The organism is Candidatus Nitrospira allomarina (genome assembly GCF_032050975.1).
GTDB classification, from domain to species: Bacteria; Nitrospirota; Nitrospiria; order Nitrospirales; family UBA8639; genus Nitrospira_E; species Nitrospira_E allomarina.
The window spans coordinates 3,999,242-4,020,596 of record NZ_CP116967.1 but is presented as its reverse complement, the minus strand read 5'-3'; the positions used below and the strand labels follow the sequence as shown (position 1 = coordinate 4,020,596).

The 21,355-nt window shown below is 49.5% G+C and carries 18 protein-coding genes; 9 read left to right on the top strand and 9 right to left on the bottom strand.

Annotation, left to right across the window (positions count from 1 at the left end; translation table 11 throughout):
• Window positions 1–139: 139 nt before the first annotated feature.
• The 4 genes from PP769_RS17745 to PP769_RS17730 form a co-directional block, all read right to left on the bottom strand.
• Window positions 140–859: a TIGR04255 family protein gene (locus PP769_RS17745; RefSeq protein ID WP_312642728.1), complete on the bottom strand. Its 720-nt coding sequence runs from the start codon at window positions 857–859 to the stop codon at window positions 140–142.
• An 85-nt stretch (window positions 860–944) separates the two neighbouring features.
• On the bottom strand, window positions 945–1,811 hold the full coding sequence (locus PP769_RS17740) for an HDOD domain-containing protein (RefSeq protein WP_312642726.1): 867 nt from the start codon (window positions 1,809–1,811) through the stop codon (window positions 945–947).
• Window positions 1,812–2,061: 250 nt separating this feature from the next.
• Window positions 2,062–3,459: a DUF3422 family protein gene (locus tag PP769_RS17735; RefSeq protein ID WP_312642724.1), complete on the bottom strand. Its 1,398-nt coding sequence runs from the start codon at window positions 3,457–3,459 to the stop codon at window positions 2,062–2,064.
• Between the two features lie 175 nt (window positions 3,460–3,634).
• Window positions 3,635–4,573, bottom strand: coding sequence for a YheT family hydrolase (locus tag PP769_RS17730; RefSeq protein ID WP_312642722.1), 939 nt, complete (start codon window positions 4,571–4,573; stop codon window positions 3,635–3,637).
• A 335-nt stretch (window positions 4,574–4,908) separates the two neighbouring features.
• Between PP769_RS17730 and PP769_RS17725 the strand changes: the two genes are divergently transcribed.
• Window positions 4,909–5,451 (top strand): c-type cytochrome, encoded by a 543-nt coding sequence (locus PP769_RS17725; RefSeq protein ID WP_312642720.1) that lies wholly within the window; start codon window positions 4,909–4,911, stop codon window positions 5,449–5,451.
• A gap of 151 nt (window positions 5,452–5,602) precedes the next feature.
• On the opposite strand, the gene PP769_RS17720 is transcribed toward PP769_RS17725, so the two are convergent.
• Window positions 5,603–6,133, bottom strand: coding sequence for an outer membrane beta-barrel protein (locus PP769_RS17720; protein ID WP_312642718.1), 531 nt, complete (start codon window positions 6,131–6,133; stop codon window positions 5,603–5,605).
• A gap of 289 nt (window positions 6,134–6,422) precedes the next feature.
• On the bottom strand, window positions 6,423–6,689 hold the full coding sequence (locus PP769_RS17715; RefSeq protein WP_312642716.1) for a hypothetical protein: 267 nt from the start codon (window positions 6,687–6,689) through the stop codon (window positions 6,423–6,425).
• Between the two features lie 446 nt (window positions 6,690–7,135).
• Between PP769_RS17715 and PP769_RS17710 the strand changes: the two genes are divergently transcribed.
• Both PP769_RS17710 and PP769_RS17705 read left to right on the top strand, forming a co-directional pair.
• Window positions 7,136–7,813, top strand: a complete 678-nt coding sequence (locus PP769_RS17710; RefSeq protein WP_312642715.1) for a hypothetical protein — start codon at window positions 7,136–7,138, stop codon at window positions 7,811–7,813.
• A 647-nt stretch (window positions 7,814–8,460) separates the two neighbouring features.
• Entirely contained in the window at window positions 8,461–10,149 is a 1,689-nt protein-coding gene (locus tag PP769_RS17705; RefSeq protein ID WP_312642713.1) for a glutamine--tRNA ligase/YqeY domain fusion protein, read from the top strand.
• Between the two features lie 19 nt (window positions 10,150–10,168).
• Here PP769_RS17705 and PP769_RS17700 read toward each other — a convergent pair whose 3' ends face one another.
• Entirely contained in the window at window positions 10,169–10,795 is a 627-nt protein-coding gene (locus tag PP769_RS17700) for a pseudouridine synthase (protein ID WP_312642710.1), read from the bottom strand.
• Window positions 10,796–11,704: 909 nt separating this feature from the next.
• Here PP769_RS17700 and PP769_RS17695 point away from each other — a divergent pair.
• The 4 genes from PP769_RS17695 to PP769_RS17680 all read left to right on the top strand — a co-directional run bounded on the left by PP769_RS17695 (window position 11,705) and on the right by PP769_RS17680 (window position 17,400).
• Window positions 11,705–12,445, top strand: a complete 741-nt coding sequence (locus tag PP769_RS17695; protein WP_312642708.1) for a hypothetical protein — start codon at window positions 11,705–11,707, stop codon at window positions 12,443–12,445.
• Window positions 12,446–12,556: 111 nt separating this feature from the next.
• A complete protein-coding gene (locus PP769_RS17690) occupies window positions 12,557–15,142 on the top strand; it encodes a BREX system ATP-binding domain-containing protein (RefSeq protein WP_312642705.1) in 2,586 nt (861 codons plus the stop codon).
• A gap of 282 nt (window positions 15,143–15,424) precedes the next feature.
• On the top strand, window positions 15,425–16,696 hold the full coding sequence (locus tag PP769_RS17685) for a hypothetical protein (protein ID WP_312642703.1): 1,272 nt from the start codon (window positions 15,425–15,427) through the stop codon (window positions 16,694–16,696).
• Window positions 16,697–16,995: 299 nt separating this feature from the next.
• On the top strand, window positions 16,996–17,400 hold the full coding sequence (locus tag PP769_RS17680) for a response regulator (RefSeq protein WP_312642701.1): 405 nt from the start codon (window positions 16,996–16,998) through the stop codon (window positions 17,398–17,400).
• Window positions 17,401–17,454: 54 nt separating this feature from the next.
• Here PP769_RS17680 and PP769_RS17675 read toward each other — a convergent pair whose 3' ends face one another.
• Complete coding sequence (locus PP769_RS17675; protein ID WP_312642699.1) at window positions 17,455–17,922, bottom strand: helix-turn-helix domain-containing protein; 468 nt, start codon at window positions 17,920–17,922, stop codon at window positions 17,455–17,457.
• A 96-nt stretch (window positions 17,923–18,018) separates the two neighbouring features.
• Here PP769_RS17675 and PP769_RS17670 point away from each other — a divergent pair, with 96 nt between their 5' ends.
• Window positions 18,019–18,534 (top strand): methylated-DNA--[protein]-cysteine S-methyltransferase, encoded by a 516-nt coding sequence (locus PP769_RS17670; protein WP_312642697.1) that lies wholly within the window; start codon window positions 18,019–18,021, stop codon window positions 18,532–18,534.
• Window positions 18,535–18,780: 246 nt separating this feature from the next.
• On the opposite strand, the gene PP769_RS17665 is transcribed toward PP769_RS17670, so the two are convergent.
• A complete protein-coding gene (locus tag PP769_RS17665) occupies window positions 18,781–19,350 on the bottom strand; it encodes an NUDIX hydrolase (protein ID WP_312642695.1) in 570 nt (189 codons plus the stop codon).
• 315 nt (window positions 19,351–19,665) lie between these two features.
• On the opposite strand from PP769_RS17665, the gene ettA reads away from it, so the two are divergent.
• Complete coding sequence (gene ettA / locus PP769_RS17660) at window positions 19,666–21,351, top strand: energy-dependent translational throttle protein EttA (protein ID WP_312642693.1); 1,686 nt, start codon at window positions 19,666–19,668, stop codon at window positions 21,349–21,351.
• The last annotated feature ends 4 nt before the right edge of the window (window positions 21,352–21,355 follow it).

The following is a 21,355-nucleotide window of genomic DNA, read 5'->3' as shown; positions in this document are numbered from 1 at the left end:
TCCAAGCAGCTACGGCCTTGCTGGACCAGGCTTTTGGGGTCACTCCCTTATGTGAAATCGCGTGCTGATGGAATAAAGCAGTTGGTGCGACGTGCGGTTTGTTTTCTTTTGAGCGTGTTCAGCAGATGGGCGTCTTCCTTTAGGAGATCTGCGGTTTCATGGCCTGATGCAACATATCGGTGATCCATAATTTGAAAAATCGTTGTGCGGCTTGATGATATTCTGTCAGTTTCCCTGCGATCTCTGTCATGGCAAATTGTCCATTCACAAAGAAATCATGATCGATGAGATAGCCCATTTCTTGTACAGGTTGCGCGATCGGAACGAGTCCATGTCGCACGCACACCAGGTCATCTCCACTATTCAGTCCCATCACCACCTCACTGTGCGTGGCTTTCATGGCTCCGGCCACCTCAGCCCAGGCGAGATCTCCTGTCCATTTGTTCTGTAGCAGTTGATTCCAATCTTTGCCCGTAAGCCCGAGGGCGGACCTCCGGATGATATTTCTGAAACGTAACCCGATACGGGAGAGATAGGGTGGGGGATATTCGTTCTCCACTGCGTTCGACGCCAACCGGATATGCGTCTGAAAGGCGTCCCAGCCTTCATAATATCTGGCGACCACCGCAAGAGATCCCGGGCTTAAGACCAGTTGCCAGCGCTGATCGGCACTGAGGAAATTATACGATGCTTTATCCTGCGTCAAAGAGAAATTTGAAAAAAGATTTTTGACTCTGCCTTGAAAATTGACCGGCGGAGCAGAGGATATTTGTAAATTTTGTGGGAAGGTCATTTGGAAGGTGACATCGAGTAAGGGAGTCTTTTGGTACATGACGGAGGAGTGCGTTTTTGTGGTCATAGGACTCAGCCTTTTTTGAGTTGAGGGTGCGTTCCCGTGTCCGGATTTTCCGTTTGACCCGTTGACAATCAGGTCTCTCTTGTTTTTATGAGGCTCCAACGGGTTGGCGTGCTTCTTCCATGAGGGTTAACATGCCGGAAAGCTGTTTGCCTGCTTCCAGCATGCATTCTTGGAGGCCTTCCTCATCCAGTCCTGTTAATTTCCACGATTCAGGAGCCACGAGATTTTGCCATTGGGCATGTCCCTTTGGTGATTGGAACCCTTCCGTGAGGGCGCCGGCCATATTGAGGAGCGCCGCTTCAAATCCGTGCTCGCTGGTCCCGGATGGATTGTTCTGATATCGAATCGCAATCCCGAAATTTTTTGGCAGTTGCCATTCCTCAATGAGTGTCTGACCCACTTCGGTATAATCGAAGCCCAACAATTGTTGTTCCAATATATGGACGGGAGAGCCATCTTTGGCCGACTCCCGTAACACCTGCTCAGACGGTTCGGGAAGTTGGTCATAGAGGAGGAGATGTCCAATATCTCTCAATAGGCCCTCTACGAACATTCGTTCACTATCCACCAGAAAACATTTTCTTGCCAATTCCCGTGCCACCAGTCCACTAAAGAAGCTGTTGGACCAATAGACATTCATACTCATCACGTGTTGATTGAGGCCTGAGAAGGTTTTGGTGACCGAGATGGCGAGCGTCAAATCATGGAGCGGTTGCATACCGAGAATTCCGACAGCCCGCGAAATGGTCTCGACTTTGCGAGGCATGGCATAAAATGCGCTATTCACTAATTTAAGGACGGCGACGGTCATGCCGGGATCAATGCTGATTGCCCTGGACAGGTCCGCCATGGTGGAATCTGGATTATCAATGACCTTTTTGACTTGTAGATAGACCTCTGGAAGGGTAAAGAGTTGTGTGAATTTTTTTACCAGTTCCTCGGCTGTTAGCATGGTGATCCCTTCTGGTGCAGCTCTGGGGTTGAATGGCCTAAACGTCGACCTTTTCTTATCTTTCTCGGATATTTCCCTGGGGTACTTAAAATGAATCTTTTTTTGTCACGGGTTGGCTGTTGGACCGTGGAACTCGGGGGTGGTTCCCAACCTGTTGGTTTGTGAAGAATGCCGGAGAGAGCCTGTTTCTGGTTTGGCGGATCAGGCTGCGGTCATGTTTGTGAAGGAACGAGAAATGTGGGAGGAATGATCAGGCATGTTTGGAAGGATGCGAGGCGGAGGCCGGAGGCATTGCTGTAATTTTTTTTTGGATACGGTTTCTTCCCCATGTGATAATGGCAAATGAGAGGCCCAGAGCGATGGGCACGAAGATTCCAGAGGCCAACTCATACTTGTCTAGCCAACCGAGTTCATGCAGGGCCTTAAAGAGGTAGTTGGCTAGGCCACTCACGTAATAGGCAATCACGATCACAGAGAGGCCTTCCACAGTATGTTGCAGGACGACTTGGCTTTTTGTGGTTTTATCCAAGCTGGCCAGGAGGCTCACATTTTGATCTTGTTGCGCCAAATTTTGCTCTTGTAAAAGGAGTTCCACCTTGGTGCGCAAGACGGCAATGGTGCCTTCAAAGTCCTGCTCTAAGGCCTGCACACGTGAGAGCAATTGCTGGTAACCATCGGCTACACCTGTAATTTTCCATTGAAAATAATCGATGAGCGTTCGACCGTAGGGCAGCGATTGCTCTTGGAGGGCCAGGGTATTACTGTGCACAATTCGATCATAGGGGACCGAAGCCGAAAGGCGATAACGCAGCGAAGCGGTCAACCGCCCCACTTCAAGAAAATCATGGGTTAACCCTTCCAGCCATTGTTGAAGCGTGCTATGCGTGGCTCTGTTCAGTTCTTTCGTGATTAGGGTCCGTTGATAGAGATGACGCTGTTCGAAGATTTGAACCTGATCGACCGACCGGGAAAAGGCTGGATAGGGCAGTAAAATCAGATGGGTATAATTTTCTAGAGTCGTCACAATCGTCATGAGTCTGGCTAGTTTTTGCCGAAGCAAAACAGGATCAGGAGCCCAAATGAGATATCGTTCCCGATCATGTTCGTCTGGAGTAAAGCTGGTGGCCACGCAGATGTCCTCCCCCAGAACCTTGCTGGCATACAATTGTGGTCCGGGGAGAAGGGTTCTTAATTCTTCCTGGTCGTAAGTACGCGCGGGGATGACTAAGAGATCCAACGCGTTGACTTGGATGCCCAACGGCGAAAAGGGAAACACATATTCGGAAAATCCCAACGGTCCGAATCCCAATGGCTGGGAGGCGTGAGAGGGGATATGCCAAACCTGATAGCTGTAATATTCAGTATGAGCCTCCCAAATGACAATGAGTTTGTCCCCATTCGTGCCTTTCTTTACGCCGAATCCAACCTTGTCTTCCATGACGGCGTGGGCGGAATCGATCTCTAAGCAGGCCAGAAGCTGTTGAAACTCTTTTCGACTTTGGGGACGTTCAACTGCCGGGTTCGCCATACGATAGGCTGTGTGATGCACATGGGCGGGAACATCCAACCAGCCTTCCAAGTATTTTTCTTGCGCCTTATGCATTTGGCGAAGAATGCCTTTTCCTGGGGATCCGGGTTTTAATTTCATGGACGTGTGAAAACGTGTGATGGGACTCGTGACGGAAAGGATTGGCTACGCATTTGAACAGAGTTCTACCTCACCTGAGAGGTCTCAGGCAAGTGGAGAATAGGCGTGAAGGCGATGAGTGTTGAAGGGGGTTTGAATGGCGTTCAAAGAGTGTGAGTCCAGGAACCGATCGGGGTCATGCTGAGTTGAGTTGAGCATGAATCCAGTCGCATAGACGATTTTCGGCCCAAAAATGATCCTCATACTTATGGTGCCGTTGAAAAAATCCGCAATGGCCCCCATGAGCAGGCGCCTCAAGTTGGATGAAGGGATTAGCGTCGAGAGCAGGGTCGGCAAACATGTGGTAGGGGATAAACGGGTCATCTTGGGCCGTGATGACGAGGGTCGGGATGGTGATGGAGGACAGCGTGTTTCTGGCGGCGCTTTGTTCGTAATACTCTTTGGCATTTCGATACCCTCCGTCTGGAGCGGTATAGATTTCATCAAATTCCCACATGGTCCGTATATGAGAGAGGTGTGAGAGATCCCACCGACCTGGAAAGAGGCGGGCTTTGTTGCGTAATTTTCCTGTTAAGCTTTTTAGGAAATACCGATGATAAAGCCAATTGGAAGGATGTTGCAGGGCGCGGACGCAGGCTGCGGGCTGGATGTTGGGACAGACGGCTGCGACTCCACGAAGAGAAGGGAGGGTGGTTCCATGCTCGCCAGCTAATTTGAGGGCGAGATTGCCTCCCATGGAATATCCGATGAGCCACACCGCGGTGCAGCGATCCTCTTCGGTAATTTCCTGAATAATCCTGGCGTAATCCTGGCTGAGCCCATTGTGATACAGGGTGGGTGTGAGATGTTCGGATCCGCCACAATTGCGTTGATTGATGCGAATGCAATTCCATCCCGCATCCCAACATTTCCTGGCCAGACCCCGCATATAGTGGGATTCGGTGCACCCTTCGAGGCCATGAACCATCAGGATGGTGGGGTGCTGTGAGGGGCAGGGTTGCCAATGACATTTTGTGAGTAAGCCCACCTCGGGAGAGACCTGAAAGATACGGTCTTGTGGGGGCAGTAACGATAGGAAACGACCACGGGGCCACCAGCGGGGGAGAAGGGTCATGCGGTGTGGGCCATCTAACCACGGGTGTGGAATAAATGGTTGGGACGGCCACAAACAATGATTAACCATGTGTGCGCGGGGTGAGCCTTACGATGGCGGCTTTTCGTTTGTCTCTCATATTTGGGATACCAAAACTCCTGTGCGGAAGACAAGTCAGGTTAAGGGCATTAGACAGGGAGTGGCCGATCGGATGGGTGTGATCATCTTGCACGGAGAATGACTATTTGACAGGGCAGGGGAACTTTCGGTAGACCACCTCAGGTTTTTATACGTCGTTGGCTCATCGTGTTTGGCCGTACTCTGTCAATCTTTACCGTAGGATCGTGAAAGCGTCTATGAAAAAACCGAAGTCTTCACAATTTTCAGGAAGCCGGGAAACCTTTCTCATTTTTATTGTGGTGGCCTGCGGGATTATGGCGACCCTTTCTGTGAATCTGTTCAATCAATCGCCTTCGGATCCTAGCGAAGCCCGCGTGGGGGAATCCACCAGTCCGGACCAACCAGATTCCCCTTCCACCAAAGTCCCGTCTGTGGAGCTGACCGATGTGCCACTGGCCACGGGGACCGAGCCGCTGGAAAAGTTGTTTGTGCAATCCGGCTGCGCAGTGTGTCATACCATTCCAGGTATTGCTCCTGCTCTGGGGCGTGAGGGTCCTCGGTTAGTTCTAGGGACGAATGGACCCCTTCGATTGGCAGACCCTCAATATCAGGGGACGGCGACCACAGTTCGTGAATATGTCCAGGAATCGATTTTGAATCCAGGCGCCTACGTGGTGCCCGGATACGCCGATCGGGTGATGCCCCGATGGTATGGGAAGCGACTTAATGCGATGGCGTTGGATCGAATGGCCGAGTATTTAGAAAACGTGAAGGAGTAACTACCCTTTGGCTGCTTCACACAATGGGGAACGCATCCATTCATCTTTTTTTGGGGGTGGGCTTTCCCAATCCCTGTGAGCACGTCGTTCCCATGGTAATGGTCATCCAATGGTACGACCGCCTGCCATCTTGAAGGATGATGTGAGGGTATTAGGGTTGGAACCGAAAGCCGAATAACATACCGATGTTGAAATTGTCGCTACTTTTCCGATTATTCAGATCAATATCTTGGAAAGTAAATATGAGTGTACTTGACAGATCAACGGTCCGATTGATCTTGAAGGCTGCGGTAGCCCCAAAAGGAAAGCTATAACTGACATCGCTGTCATCACGACGGCCGTGTTCCAAATCTGCATAGACAAAGCCGATTCCGCCAAAAGGAATGATGGTGACAGCACCGACGGGAATGTGATACCGACCGATTCCGGCGAAGGTGACTTGGGTGAGGTCGCCACCGGGAGAAAACAAGAGTTGCGGGCCAACAGAGACCTGTGAGTTGAGAAAATAGTCTCCCTGGAAACTGAGTGTGAACACGGTGTCGTCGGTGGTATCTGACAAAAAACCGATATCCGTTCCAAACGCCCACTTGTCGTCTGCCCGTGCGAAAGGATTGCCCACTGAGAGCACAAAAAGGAGGGCTAAGACGGCCAAGATCGTTTTTATCCACTTATCGATCATCATGTCTCGGTTTCCTCTTGGTTCAATAGGTTGTGTGAGCGATGGGACTTACCCTTCCCTTATGTCGGAATTACTCACTGTTCTTTGGGCTGGTCCTGCCGTTTTACCTTAAACTTGTTTTCACAACCCCCTTTTTCCCTTGGTTCTGTGGTATGCCCTCGGCCCCCTGAAGGCCAGAGAACAAAAGGAAGATGAGATTTATTGCCCATCTCCTCCCGGCGGTTGCCATCACGAATTAGAACATTTGAGAGGGTGTTTTGCCCCTCAGAGACCTGAGGTCAGAAAACTTTTTTTAATGTTTCGCGGTATCCTCTGCCATTTTCTCGGTACTTTCCATTGCCTCCTCGAGAGCTTCTCCTGTTTGTTCGGCTGCGTTGTCCATGGTTTCCCCTGTGCTTTCCATAGCATTATTGACGGATTCGGTTGTATTTTCTGCCGCTTGATCAAGGGTCTTCCCAGCTTTTTCGGCAGGCCCTTCCGTTTCTCCGCACCCTGAGAGAGAAGCCATCAGTCCGAGTGCACAGACGAGACTCAGCCCTAATAGGGATAGTCGATTCATAGCAGAAACCTCCTGTTAAAGTTGGGAAACACTTTGCTGTCCATCCTTTTGGTCCCTCGTTCCAGAGGGGTCTTCGAGTTTGGAGAAAGGGTTGAATGGGATTCGAGGACCAATTTATGCGTGAATGAACTTAATCTATTGTACTCTAATTTGAAGAAAGATCAATGATAAGTAGGTAATTTTTTTCTCGTGAATGTCTTTCCTGACCATTGCCCTGATCCCGGAACATCCACGGATGGCTCAGGGCCGCGGGCGTTTTGGATAAGCTCTTCTGGGAATCTGGCTATTGTGGTGCCGGTCGGTTATGACAGGGTAGGGGACGGTTCATAAGGAGGTGGTGTCTTATGTATTTTGTGTCTTAACTTTTTTGAATACCTGTCGATAAGACTAGTACGTCTCATTGAAGTAGTAAGTAGAAAACAACAATTTTTTTTGTTGAGGTTGTTATGGCAAAACCGGTTGGAAAGCTTCGAAAAATAAATTTGAGTGAAGTGTGGGGAAATGAGGCCGACGGGTTTGCTTCATGGCTTCAGCAGGAGGAAATCTTAGACATATTAGGAGAGACGATCGAGCGCCCCCTCAAGCCGGCTGGAAGTGACATTCCTCTCAGTATTTTGGCCGGAGGCGTTCTCGCCAAAGATGTGAAGACCGGGAGTTACGTGATTGTGTTGGGTCATTTGGAGGGCATTGATCCCGACGCGCTGGGTAAACTGATTATGTATGCGGCGGGCCTCGATGCGAAAACGGTGGTGTGTGTGGCCCAGAGTATTTCTGCGGAGATTCGCCAAACCTTGGATTGGCTGAATGGCGTTTCCCGTGATGAAGTGACATTCTATGGCGCTGAACTTGAGTTATGGCGCATTGATGATTCCGTCCCTGCTCCCAACTTTCACCTTGTTTGCCAGCCCAACCTGTGGGCCAGGCAATTGAAAAAGGGTCAGGACGAGGGTGGGGAATCGAAAGCTGCGAAGGGTTCTGAGTTCGCTGAATCGAACGCGAACCATGAAGAAGGCGCGAAAGGGCCAAAAGAGAAAGGCGCAGCTCCACAGGGAAAATCCGCTGCCGTGGGCAAAGATGGAGTCTCCGTCCGTCAGAATTTTGTGTATACCAAAACCTTCTCCTAAAATCCGGTGCGGTCCGTTCGCTGTTGGTTGTTTTGTAATCCACCTCATCTCCAATACATGTAATAGGCAATGGGTCTTCTGAGGGGGGTTGCAGTACTCTTCATTCCCTTGCATTCCTTCCCTACCCTAACCCAAGGTTCTTGATCCGAATCCACCATATGAAACGATGAAGCCCCGGGGAGTGGCTTGCCGATCTATTTCCGGAAGCCGAATTAAATCTGTCCCGTGCCAAAAACAAGGGATTCCTCATTCTTTTCTGAAATCCGAACCAGAAGAAGACGGCAGATTCAGAATGGAATCCTCATTTTCGCTCTAGCCGTCATGCCTGTTCATTTAAAGATTTGCGACGCTCATGCCTTCTCTGTCTGGATCCGGTTTGACGGGTTTTGGTAACCCTGAAGGATCGAATATTGTCTTGCTCGTGTTGAGAGTTGGCGCGACTCATGGTAGCGTGGGGGCAACTGTACTCTCCAAGCCTGGCGAATAACCCACAGGTCGTTTGGAAAAGTTGTTTGGAAAGGCCGTTCTCGGACCTTTTCGGACATTCTCTATGCCTAGGAACGGGAATCACACGGCCCGAGTCTTGTTTTTGGAAGATGCGAGACGCTGAAACTTTTTGCATTTAATTTTCTGAAAGCTTGTTCATTATGTCATCACCAGACCAACATGTTCCCATCGACTTTATCAGAGCCAAAGTTATTGCAGATCTGGAAAACCAGCCTATTGGCAAACGAGTGCATACCCGTTTTCCCCCTGAACCTAATGGGCATTTACATATTGGTCATGCGAAATCCATCTGTTTGAATTTTGGCATTGCCGGAGAATTCGGTGGGCTGTGTAATCTTCGTTTCGATGATACGAATCCGACCAAGGAGAACATGGAATATGTCTCTTCCATTCAGGAAGATGTCCGGTGGTTGGGTTTTGATTGGGATGATCGCCTCTTTTTTGCCTCAGACTATTTTGAGCAGTTGTATCAATTTGCGGTGCGACTGATTCAATCCGGCCATGCCTATGTCGATAGTTTAACGGCCGAGGAGATCCGGGTGTTTCGAGGGACGCTGACTGAGCCAGGGAAGGATAGCCCGTACCGGAATCGTACTATTGAAGAAAATTTGGCCTTATTTGCCCGGATGCGGTCCGGAGAATTTGAGGACGGGGCCCATGTGTTGCGTGCCAAAATTGACATGGCCTCGCCTAATATTAATCTGAGAGATCCTGCCTTGTATCGTATCCGACATGCCACGCACTATCGGACCGGTGATGACTGGTGCCTCTATCCGACCTATGACTTTGCGCATCCTCTTTCCGACTCGTTGGAGGGCATTACGCATTCGTTGTGTACGCTGGAGTTTGAGGATCACCGTCCCTTATATGATTGGTTGCTCCGGGTGTGTGAAGTCTCGTGTTATCCCCAGCAAATTGAATTCGCCCGTTTGAATCTCGGGCATACCATGATGAGTAAACGCAAGCTTCACCAGTTGGTGGAAGAGAAACATGTGGACGGGTGGGGGGATCCCCGGTTGCCCACCTTGAAAGGGCTTCGGCGTCGGGGTTACACGCCTGAAGCGATTCGAAATTTTTGTGAGCGGGTGGGGGTGGCGAAACGTGACAGTGTGATTGAAATGGCCTTGTTGGAGCATGCTATTCGAGAAGATCTGAACCGGTCGGCGCCGCGGGTGATGGCGGTATTGCATCCTCTGAAGGTCATTATTGAAAATTATCCGGTTGGGCAGGTTGAGATCTTACAGGCGATCAATAATCCTGAGGATCCCACCCAGGGCAAACGGGAAATCCCTTTCTCCCGTGAGCTGTATATTGAACAGGATGATTTTCGGGAAGATCCACCTAAAAAGTTTTTTCGGTTATCTCCAGGGCAGGAAGTACGTCTTCGCTATGCCTATATCATTCGCTGTGTCGGTGTTGAAAAGGATCCCGAAACCGGAGAAGTGGCGGCTCTACGATGTACCTTCGATCCTGAGACGAAAAGTGGCGGAAGTCAATCAAGTCGAAAGGTAAAAGGGACTCTCCACTGGGTCTCTGCTCAGCATGCCCTTCCTGCCGAAGTAAGATTGTATGAGGCCTTGTTGACTCAACCGAATCCCGGTTCGGGGGGTGACACTCAGGACCTGCACCATCTGCTCAATCCACATTCCTTAACCGTGTTATCTGATTGCCAGGTCGAACCCGGTCTCAGAGGGGCGTCATCAGGTAGTCGGTTTCAGTTTGAGCGGCAGGGATATTTTTGTCTTGATCCGGATTCTACTCAGGACCATTTGGTCTTTAACCGGACGGTACCTCTTCGAGATACTTGGGCGAAAATTGATAAGAAATGAGGGCGCTTTCACCACAGATTCAACCCCGAGGTATTGATATTTTGCAAATAGCCAACAATTGCGTCTCCTCGTCGGGTGTTGAAAATCTCCATGTTCCTACCGGGATATCCAAGGGCAAAGGGCCGATTTGTACGCGTTTGAGATCGAGAACTTTGAGCGGCGTTTGAAATTTTGGATCTTTCAGGGCATGAAAGATTCGACGGAGATGCCGGTTTTTCCCCTCCCGTAAGACGACCTCAAGCTGTGTTTTGGGTCCGACTTCTCTTTTTTTTGTAACCCTGTGTACTTTTAATATTCCGATGGAAGTGGAAACTCCCTGTAATACAAGGGATAAGTCATCGTCTGAAATTCTTCCCCGGATCTCAACATCATAGGTTTTTTCGCATCCGCCTGGCGCGGTGAGTCGGTCAACTATTGTTCCATCTTGAGTGAAGAGGAGGAGGCCACGGGAGTCTTTGTCCAATCGGCCGATTGGTACCCAGCCTTCCTGCAATAGGAAAGGCGGTAGGATATGATAGACTGTTTTTCTCTCCCTCTCATCCTTTCGAGTCACCAGATACCCTTTGGGCTTATGAAACAGGATGACGCTGGTTTGCGCCAGAGGAGAAGGTCCAGCTCCAGCGCCTAATCCCTTGAAGTCAGGCATGGTTGTTTTTTTTTGTTGAATCGACACTGGCGGAAGAATTTAAGATCTCTGGTGGTTCTTGTCGCAGGACACTCACAAGTTCTGGCTCCTTCTTTGCCAAATGGCTGGTTCTTTGAGAGAAATGTCTCAACTAATCGGTTCTGGGACCCTGATCCAATCCCACTGGTCCCGATGATGGGTGTGCCAACCAACCGGGCTCTGTATTTATAAGTTTTTTTCTACTCTCCGGTTCAATGGAGTAGTGGTTTGCTCAAAACCTTGGCTGAACCGGGAATCTGAACTCTGAAAGGTGTTGTGGACTTGAAAACGCCCCCTGAGGAGTTTCCCAATAGAAATTTTTCTATAATTCATTGTTTTTTAAAGAAAAAAGAGGCAAATTGCCGGGAAGAAAGTCTTGCCCATTGTTTTGTAGAATTTTTGGAGTTATTTTCTTTAAAGAAAGGGTATGTTTTTTTAGGCATCGAGTAAAGACCTGTAAAAACCCTGCCGATACAGAGAGTAGAGGCAGGAATGAAGAACCGCTATCCTGGGGGTCTTCGTCATGTTAGGGAAAATTTGTTTTGTCTTGGCCATGGTTGCTTTAGCTTGTTGTGTGACGGTGCTCTCCTGGTTTGGATGGGTCCATGGAGTGTCTTGGTCAAGGCGCAAAACCTGTTCTCCTCATCATGAGTAAAGATTACTCAGCTCATCTCCCGACACCTGCCTCGTTTGTTCGTATGGTAGTTTGAGAACCGAATCCATTCTTTTTTTGACCGTGCTATCAGTATTCCTGAGTCCTTGCGGTTTTGAGGCTGGTTGCTGGAATGTCGCGTAAGACGGGATTGACTGTCTTTGGCTCTCTTCGGATCCGGCACGTACCTCATATCCCGCGATCCACTTTGAATACTCCCGAACAGGAGGTCCGGCGATATGTCGAACAGTAAACGACCGCCCAAGGAAATACACCGGCATCCACGAATAGTAGGGCCCGTTCCCAACTGGCAACGTGAGGAGACCTATCCCTGCGCCCAGAGTTTAAACGATACCTTTTGGCGGTGGGAGTTTCTCCGGCGTCGTTCAGATTACCGGAAGGATTGGGAACAACACTATCTGCAAACATACGATTTTGATCTGTCTTGTGCCAAAGATCCTCAGTATCCCACTCGGTATCGCAAAAAAGTTTTTACGCCGGATCATCCGGCATTTAAAGCCCGGATGCCGAATTCATTAGAAAAATATCATCTCAGTGGCCTTCCGAATCCCTCCATTGCCAAACCCTGGATGTTGTCATTTGATTCGAATTACGGTCGGATCTATTTCGGACAGGGACCGGATTGGCTGGGGGGAGGTGAAGAGGTCACCCTGTGTTTGTCGGAATGGCGAATGGCGGCGGTGTTTGATCTGAAAAAGCCGTTGTCGGGGCAAATTGAAAAAGTGAAGGCAGATCTTCTGGAATGGCAAAAACATCAAGTCGGTCGAAATCTCGAACGGCGAAAATGTCGGGATGAATGGCCGATGTATCTCCGCGTGCTGGATGCCGTGGATCTCGGCGTGCCGTTTTATGAAATCGGGCGAACGTTATTTCATTTACACGATGATGACATATGCGAAGCGCGAGCCAATCAATTGTATAAACGTGCCTGTCAAATCAGTGTGCATTTTCCTGTGTAAGAGGTGCAAGGTTACGGGAGCCCGGCAGCGTGTGGGCATGGTCATTGAAACAGGTGCGAAGTGGGAGAAATCTGAAAATTTCAGAATGAACATGGGGGAAGGAACCGTACGATGAGCAAATTAATTGAGGCCTTAAATCGCTTACAATCCGTGAGAACAGAAGAAGGTCTTCCCTCCTCCCTTTCTTTGCTCTCGGACTCCTGTCCAGAGAAGCCGGAATCTGTGCAACAACATCGGTCGGATATGAAACCATCGCCCAAGCACAATATTCACTCCGAGGAGGAGCCCCGATTTAACCTGGCTCTAAGCGAATGGCTGGGAATTCTTCACCATGAATATCTTGGGAGTTTTGTTCGTGAGGGGGGTGGAGCAGTCAAATTTGCCGTGTTCACGGGTGAAGACGGATTAAAAACCTGCCAACAAGAATTAGAGGGACTGGCCAAACGTGAAGGATATATCTTGGCAAAAGTCGACGCGCGATTCACAAAAGCCCACATGATCGAGCGACTGTTTCAGAAAATTGCCAAACAAATAGATTGGGATGAACTCGCTTATCGGTTTCTCCAAAGGTTACTCGAAGAGCATGGGCACCAAATTCCTTCAGACCGACAGGAATTCTCGTTGCGGCAGGTTGCAATGGTGAATGAACGGAAGGAGCCGATGCTCCGCCGGGATATTCAAACATGGATGGAAAAAGCGATTGAAGGCGATTCGGGCCTGTGCCGTGAATTTCGCATGGCGATGATCCGGCTGTGTATGGCTCAGTTGGATGCGGGCGATGCCGATCGTGTCTTGGCCTCAGCGGTGAAAGAATGGTTGTGTGGAGACCTTCGACTGGTGGGTGGAGTTAAAAAGGCCCTGATCTATCAAAAAATTTCGCGTCATAATGCACGGTACATGCTGTCTTCTTTAACGCGCTGGCTTCGTTTAACGGGACAGGGAGGCCTCATTCTTTCGCTCGATATCTCTCGGTATCTTATGAAAAAGGATGGCTTGCCCAATGACGGCTCTCTGTCATTTTCGCCTTCAGCCACCATAGATTTGTATGAATTGCTTCGTCAATTTATTGATTCGGCTGATGAAATGGAAGGCTTGCTGATGGTGGTCATGGCTCCACAGGAGTTCCTGACCGACTCCCGCCGTGGTGTGGATCGGTACGAGGCTTTAAAATTGCGAGTGTGGGATGATGTTCGTCCGAAACACCGTCAGAATCCATTGGCCTCGTTGGTCCGAATTCAGGATCATCAGCAGCAGGTTTCTGAAGAAGAGCATACTGCTTCCACCGCCACGCCGAGGAGAATGGTGCCTGATGGAGAAGCCCGTCGTGTTATTGAAGGTCTTCGGGCGGGGGTTCCGAACCGGCATGTGGTAACGACGCTTGGATGTCTTCAGCCCGAGGTGGAGGGACGTTTTCGGCGGTTATTAGAAGCCACACAGCAAAATATTACTACGGGTCCGTGCCCACGTGGTATGGTGATCGAGGGCGCGTTTGGCAGTGGAAAATCGCATATCCTGGAGTATCTTCAAAACCTGGCGCTGGATGCCAATTTCATCTGCAGTAGGATTGTGATCAGTAAGGAAACGCCTCTGTATCATCCTGTCCGTTTGTATTATTCTGCGATCGAAGCTGCAGTGATTCCTGACAAACGAGGGGAAGTGTTTTCGGAAATTGCGGGTCAATGTGATGTCTGGGCACCGCGCTATAAGGATCTTGTGACGTGGGTGAATAATCCGGAAAGTCAGATTGATGCCAGGTTTGCCGCTACGTTGATGCTGTATGAACGATTGAGCTCCGATATGGAATTGGGCCACCGGATGACTCGATTTTGGACGGGAGACCCCATCGGAGTCGGGGATTTAAAAAAGTACCTGCAAGAAGCCGGATTTGGAGAGCGGTATGCGTTTGGAAAAATATCGGCTGCAGAATTGGCGCTTCAGCGCTTTCAGTTTGCTGCTCGTCTGATGCAAGCCGCGGGATATGCCGGGTGGATTTTGCTGATCGATGAAGCCGAACTGATTGGCCGGTATTCGGTGAACCAGCGTGCGAAATCTTATGCCGAAGTGGCACGCCTCATGAATTTAGATGGCGGTCCTACTCTGCCAGGATTGGGTGCTGTGCTGGCCTTAACCAATGATTTTCGGGAAGAAGTCTTAGAGAAAAAAGGTGACAAGGTCAAACTGTTGGAGAAACTTCGAACGAAGCAGTCGGAAGCCGAACGAATACTCGCCGACAAAGCGGAGAAAGGTATGGGCTTATTGGAGACCCAACGTATTCCCCTAGGACAGCCACCGAACGATATTATTCAGGAATCCTATCAAACGATTCGATCGCTTCATCTGAAGGGGCATGGGTGGCATATGTGGGAAAATGCGGCAAATGATCCGGCCCAAATTATTCCAGGAACCAGTATGCGGAAATATGTGAAAAGTTGGGTGACACATTGGGATTCACTTCGTTTCTATCCCGGGGAAGCGTGTGAAATAGAAGCTTCGACATGGAAGCCGTCTTGTGTGGACCAGGAAGAGGTGCAGGAAGCCAACGCGAAAGGGGATAACCAGGAGAAAAGCCATGGGGGGCGTTTTGCGGTGGAAACCGATTCGACCATGGCGGGAAAATCTGAAAACCAGGAATTTGTTGCCCCCGGGACTCCACACACCTCTGGCTCCTTCACGAATGGCCCTAAAACGACTTGCTAACTCAGGTTCTGACCTTTTGGCGAACACCTCGCGTTCATGATAAGGTAGGCTCATCACGAAAGGGCGGTTCCCTTTCGTGCAAGACGCCCTACTTTACTTTCCCCTAATGATGTAGCCGCATCCATTTGCCAATGAACCTGTTTTCCTTTTTGCCTCCTCTCAGGCTTCCTGTCCATTTTGGACAGTGTGCATTTGGGTTCCTTTTGATCCGCTTGTCGTTTCGTGACTGCTAACACGCAGGCCCTACCTGCCCCTCCTTCTCCGTTCCTCACGATTTTCCGCATGTGGTGGCCCTTGGCCGCGAGTTGGATGCTCATGGGTCTGGAGTTTCCACTGATCACAGCCACGGTTTCCCGCTTGGCCGATCCTGAGGTCCATTTAGCCGCCTATGGTGGGGTGGTTTTTCCTCTCTCATTATTGATCGAGGCACCCGTCATAATGATTCTGGTTGCCTCTACCGCCTTATGTAAGGATTGGTTGGCCTACCGGCTTATTCGAAATTTCATTGTGGTCTTGGGAAGTCTTCTAACCGTCGTTCATGTCGTCGTGGCTTTTACGCCGGTGTACGGGATGATCGTACAAGACGTGTTAGGTGTTCCAGATATTATTGTGGAACCGGCCAGAATCGGTCTTCAATGCATGACGCCATGGACGCTCTCGATTGCGGTGAGAAGGTTTTTTCAGGGAGTGGTGATTCGGGCAGGACAGACGCGCCTGATTGGGCTTGGAACCTTGGTCCGTTTATTTGTAAGCAGTTCGGTCTTATTTTGCGGAATAGTTCTACAGAGTTTCCCGGGGATTGTTGTGGCAACGGTCGCGATGTCTTCTGGGGCAATGGTCGAGGCTGGCTTTATTCTGTTTTTCGTGCGTCCGATCCTCACCAATCTTCAAATGAGTCCTGTGCATCCATCGCCTCTCACACTGAATCAATTACGGGTGTTTTATTGGCCTCTTGCATTTACTCCACTCATTTCCCTTGGGAATTTACCGATTGTCAGTGCGGCCATCAGTCGGATGCCAAACGCTATAGAGTCCTTGGCTGTCTGGCCGGTGTTAGGTGGCCTCTCATTTGTGTTTCGGAGTGGAGGATTAGCGATGCAGGAGGTGGTTGTCGCTCTGTATGACCGACCGCATTTTCTCGGCCCTTTGAAGAAATTTGTGACAATGGTTTCAATCTGTACGAGCGGAATCCTTTTTCTGATTGCTGCCACTCCTCTCTCCACTCTCTGGTTTGAATGGGGCGCGGCTCTGACTCCTGAACTGACCGTGTTGGCCTCCACAGCGCTCTGGCTCATGGTAATTTTTCCCGCTTTGAGTCCATGGGAGAGTTTTTTTCAAGGCCAGTTTGTTCATCGTGGGAAGACTTCTGTTATTACTCAAGCCGTGTGTTTGTATCTGTTTGGAAGTTCCATCTTTTTATTGGCGGGAGTACTTTATGGAGAAGTGACCGGATTATATGTGGGCTTGGCCGCGATGCTTAGCGGCTTAGGATTTCAACTATTCTGGCTATGGAGAAACAGTCGCAGGTTGGATGTCCCCTTACACAAATTTTAAGGATTGTTCGTGGGTTGTTCGGATTGCTCCAGGACCAGTCCGGTGGTTTGTAAGGTGCATTAGGGATTATGGAAAATGGTGAATGATGATCCCTGCATATTGCATGTTTCCTCCTTCATGTCGGTCACTTAACCATTTTTGAGATAATGGACGTAACGTTTTGATTTTTAAGGGAAAATTTCTTTGACAGACGATTTTAAATGGGAAGGAACATAAATTGCTTTTTTAATTTGCGAAGAAATTGGGCCTTTTTCACTAGCGACCAGCATTTTTATTGGTGAATAACTTTTGGTTAACACATGAATAGGATTTTGGTGATAGACAATGATATCCAGGTGAGGGAGTCCGTTTCTCTTTCTTTGGAAACAGCCGGGTATATGGTTATGGCCGCAAAGTCCTGCCAGGAGGGGCTTCAAAATCATGAAAATTTCCAAGCGTCCTTGATTATTATGGATGTGTTGGCGATGGAAGAGAGAGAAGCCGAATTCACTCCACCCGTTAATAAACAATCTTCTAGCATTCCGATGATCACTCTGACGGGAAATATTCCTAGATCTGGTGGACCGATGAAGGGCCCTCATCAAATATTCCAGCCGATCTGCACCCTGCAAAAACCCTTTACTGTTGATGAGCTTCTCCAAACCGTGCAAAGGGCTCTGGTAGGTTACGCTAGTTCTTCTCCCGTTCCTGTCCCATTTTCATAACAGCCAATTCTTTCTTTGGTTCAACTCAACCTTTGAGTGAGAAGGTGTGGGTGGTTAATCGTTGGGAGGTTCGAAGTGTCCTGGAGGTCTCGACCCCCAGGGGACAGTGGTGGGGCGCACCTGCTTGAAAAGGCTTTGGAGGTTAACCTGAGCGGCGCGAATTAATTTTGGATCACCGTGGTGCAGCAGGCTGGTGAGCAAGACGAAGAGATCTTGGTAATCACGGCTGGTTTGGATAATTCGTTGAAATAGGGGATCGGGAGAAGAGGTGCTCGGAAGTTCCGGATTGTCCTCGTCAGATTCATTCCACAATCGTAGAAGGGTTCGGGGATCATGATGGAGCCAGGATTCAGGCACATTCAAAGATTCGGCAATTAACGACATCGTGGACAACGGAGGGTCCCAGTTGCCCTTTTGGAAATCCTGAAGTTTCGCCAGGGCCACGCCCGTTTGTTGACTAAGGTCGGCCAGAGAGAGTCCTCTGGTTTGACACCACTGACTTAAATGTTGCTGAATGGACATGGTTTGATCATAGGGAAATGTTCGTCAGCCTGTCCATCTCCAATTTCGGCCGCACCCTAGACGGTTTCACCTTCGATAATCTGGAAGGTCAGGATAATGAAGCCACCAGTGCCAAAAAAAGCCTCCAAGGATTCCGGGGTTTTTTACTGGATTAATCCAAGTCCGGTTGGCCGCCTTCTCTTGGTGGGAAACTCAGATGGGTTGCAGGGCCTGCAGTTTCAAGATGGAGCCCACCCTCTGGACATCCAGCCGACATGGAAACAGTCACGTGAGCCGTTTCACGAGGTGATTGAGCAACTGGATGAATACTTTGATGGCTCCCGGACACGGTTTCAGGTCGCATTGAACCTTCAAGGGACCCCCTTTCAACGTCATGTCTGGAAGGCTCTTCAACGTATTCCCTATGGCCGAACGGTTTCGTATGGGGAAATTGCTCAACAGGTTGGCAACCCGAAGGCCTCACGAGCCGTGGGAGCCGCTAATGGCCAAAACCCTGTCTCTATTATCGTGCCGTGCCATCGGGTGATCGGATCCAATGGAAAACTGGTTGGCTACGGAGGTGGACTACCCATCAAAACCGCCCTATTAGCATTGGAACAGTCGAGGCATTAACCTCCTGTGCTTTTCGCCCGTCCCCTCTGCCCTCGTTGACCTCAAGCCTGGAGCAGAAAATTTGCCTTGATGTAAACCCTTTGTCAGGCTATTTTGTCCAATTAATTATTGGATATGCCGGTGTGAAAGCGGACATTACAGGAAGACAGTGCGACCTTCCTGGCGTTCAATCAGGGCAAAGTAATTCCCGCCACTTTCCTTTTCGTCTATTCGTTTTGATTTGAGAACTTCATCGTCGCTCGACGGTTAGGATGAATAAAAGGACGGAGGCTTTTGGATGGGGACGACGGAAGAATGGGTTTGAGAGGTGGAGGTCTGGATATCCTTGACGTATCGAGTTAATGATTCATGGATGACGGGGAAGGCCAGATGTTTCCAGGGGATGTCGGCCAGGGAAATCAGTTGGACATCCAGGCTTTCCGGACCCGGTTTAAAGTTCAGGTTTTGTAGATGGGCCCGGTAAACCACATAGACTTGAGAGACATGTGGAAGGCTAAATATACCGAATAATCTATGAATGGTGATTTCCGCGTGTGCTTCTTCAAGGGTTTCCCGGGTTGCAGCCTCTTCGGTGCTTTCGCCTAATTCCATAAATCCAGCCGGGAAGGTCCAGAGGCCTAAACGAGGTTCGATGGCCCGTCGGCATAGGAGAATTTTGTCTTCCCATTCAGGAATACTGCCCGCCACGATCTTGGGGTTTTCATAGTGGATGGTATGGCAAGATGGACAGACGGCTCTGAGAAGGGATTCACCCGAAGGAATTCTTTCTTCAACGACGCTTCCACATTGAGCACAGTATTTGATGTTGTTGGGCAAGGTGGTAGATCTACATGTAGATGGACAAGATGTTGAGCGAGATATTTGAGCGTGTTTCACAATCTGAAGGACCTGGGTCATGAGGGCTTTTATTTATCATACTCTGTCTCGCCTGTAATTCAATGGCGTGTTTCCATGACGGATCCTTTCCTTTATGGGCAGCATATCCCAGTCCCATTTTGTAAGGAAAGAGGGCCCATTTGCCGCCCTGCATTGTGAATCTTCGTATTCCTTTGGTAAGGTTGACATCTGCATGTGCTTTCTTGCAACCCTGACAAATCTTGGATCGTGTGAGAACTGATTGGAGCGAACGGCATGAGTACGAATGATCGACAAATTATATTTTCTCTGGTGGGTGTGGGCCGCATCCATCCCCCGAAAAAGCAGGTCTTGAAAGATATCTATCTCTCATTTTTTTACGGGGCAAAAATCGGGGTTTTGGGATTGAATGGATCGGGAAAGAGTACCCTTCTCAGAATTATTGCCGGCGTGGATACCAACTATATCGGGAAAATTACCTTCTCAAAGGGGTATTCCATAGGACTGTTTGAACAGGAGCCGTATTTGGAGCCTGGAAAAACGGTGAAAGAAGTCGTTGAAGAAGGGCGGGCCGAGGTTGCCAAATTGCTTCGAGATTACGAAGAGATCAGTCAGGCCTTTTCGGGAGATGTGAGTCCTGAAGAGATGGAAAAGTTGCTCGAACGGCAGGGCAGACTGCAAGAGCAAATCGAAGCGGTCAACGGGTGGGAATTGGAGCATCAGTTGGAAATCGCCATGGATGCCCTCCGCTGTCCACCACCGGATACCAGAGTTGACCACTTGTCCGGGGGCGAACGTCGTAGGGTGGCTCTGTGCCGGTTGCTGATCCAGGAACCCGACATCTTGTTGCTTGACGAGCCCACAAACCATTTAGATGCGGAGACGGTGGGATGGTTGGAGCAGCACCTTCAGGAGTATAAGGGCACCGTGATTGCGGTGACCCATGACCGGTATTTTTTAGACAATGTGGCTGGTTGGATTCTGGAGTTGGACCGTGGACAAGGGATTCCCTTCCAGGGCAACTATTCTTCCTGGTTGGAGCAGAAGCAGGCCAGACTGGCGCAGGAAGAAAAATCCGAGTCGAAACGACAAAAAACGTTGGAACGGGAACTGGAATGGATTCGCATGTCTCCCAAAGGCCGCCAGGCTAAGGGGAAAGCCCGCGTCACGAAATATGAACAATTAGTGAGTGAAGAGCAGAGCCAACAAACAGACGATTTGGAGATTTATATCCCTTCCGGCCCGCGTCTTGGTGATGTCGTGGTGGAAGCCACCAATCTCTCGAAGAGCTATGGGGATTCCCTGCTGTTTGATACTCTCTCGTTTTCTTTGCCCAAAGGTGGCATCGTTGGTGTGGTTGGGCCAAATGGGGCGGGAAAGTCCACTCTATTTAAAATTATTGCCGGGCTGGTTAAGCCGGATACCGGCACTCTGACTTTGGGTGAAACCGTTACACTGGGCTATGTTGATCAGAATCGCGAGATTGATGGTAATTTGAACGTCTGGGAATGTATTTCTGATGGAAAAGAAACCGTTACATTAGGAAAGATGGAAGTGAATTCGCGTGGGTATGTGTCCCGATTTAATTTTTCAGGGTCTGATCAACAAAAAATGGTGAAGGATTTATCCGGTGGAGAACGCAACCGTGTGCATTTAGCCCGCACGCTGAAAGAGGGTGCGAATCTGTTATTACTGGATGAGCCGACGAACGATCTGGATGTCAACACTCTGCGGGCTTTAGAGGAGGGATTGAATCATTTCGGAGGATGTGCGGTGATCAGCAGTCATGACCGATGGTTTCTGGATCGTGTGGCCACCCATATATTAGCCTTTGAAGGAAACAGCCAGGTGAGTTGGTATGAAGGCAATTACAGTGAATATGAGGCTAATCGCAAAAAGCGATTAGGGAAGGCTGCAGAACGTCCCCATCAAATTCGTTACAGAAAACTGACCAAATCCTAATGGA

Bases quoted from the DNA above. Each gene is read 5' to 3' on its own strand.
- PP769_RS17745 (WP_312642728.1), bottom strand. From the start codon at position 859: ATGACCACAAAAACGCACTCCTCCGTCATGTACCAAAAGACTCCCTTA.
- PP769_RS17740 (WP_312642726.1), bottom strand. From the start codon at position 1,811: ATGCTAACAGCCGAGGAACTGGTAAAAAAATTCACACAACTCTTTACC.
- PP769_RS17735 (WP_312642724.1), bottom strand. From the start codon at position 3,459: ATGAAATTAAAACCCGGATCCCCAGGAAAAGGCATTCTTCGCCAAATG.
- PP769_RS17730 (WP_312642722.1), bottom strand. From the start codon at position 4,573: ATGACCCTTCTCCCCCGCTGGTGGCCCCGTGGTCGTTTCCTATCGTTA.
- PP769_RS17725 (WP_312642720.1), top strand. From the start codon at position 4,909: ATGAAAAAACCGAAGTCTTCACAATTTTCAGGAAGCCGGGAAACCTTT.
- PP769_RS17720 (WP_312642718.1), bottom strand. From the start codon at position 6,133: ATGATGATCGATAAGTGGATAAAAACGATCTTGGCCGTCTTAGCCCTC.
- PP769_RS17715 (WP_312642716.1), bottom strand. From the start codon at position 6,689: ATGAATCGACTATCCCTATTAGGGCTGAGTCTCGTCTGTGCACTCGGA.
- PP769_RS17710 (WP_312642715.1), top strand. From the start codon at position 7,136: ATGGCAAAACCGGTTGGAAAGCTTCGAAAAATAAATTTGAGTGAAGTG.
- PP769_RS17705 (WP_312642713.1), top strand. From the start codon at position 8,461: ATGTCATCACCAGACCAACATGTTCCCATCGACTTTATCAGAGCCAAA.
- PP769_RS17700 (WP_312642710.1), bottom strand. From the start codon at position 10,795: ATGCCTGACTTCAAGGGATTAGGCGCTGGAGCTGGACCTTCTCCTCTG.
- PP769_RS17695 (WP_312642708.1), top strand. From the start codon at position 11,705: ATGTCGAACAGTAAACGACCGCCCAAGGAAATACACCGGCATCCACGA.
- PP769_RS17690 (WP_312642705.1), top strand. From the start codon at position 12,557: ATGAGCAAATTAATTGAGGCCTTAAATCGCTTACAATCCGTGAGAACA.
- PP769_RS17685 (WP_312642703.1), top strand. From the start codon at position 15,425: ATGTGGTGGCCCTTGGCCGCGAGTTGGATGCTCATGGGTCTGGAGTTT.
- PP769_RS17680 (WP_312642701.1), top strand. From the start codon at position 16,996: ATGAATAGGATTTTGGTGATAGACAATGATATCCAGGTGAGGGAGTCC.
- PP769_RS17675 (WP_312642699.1), bottom strand. From the start codon at position 17,922: ATGTCCATTCAGCAACATTTAAGTCAGTGGTGTCAAACCAGAGGACTC.
- PP769_RS17670 (WP_312642697.1), top strand. From the start codon at position 18,019: ATGAAGCCACCAGTGCCAAAAAAAGCCTCCAAGGATTCCGGGGTTTTT.
- ettA (WP_312642693.1), top strand. From the start codon at position 19,666: ATGAGTACGAATGATCGACAAATTATATTTTCTCTGGTGGGTGTGGGC.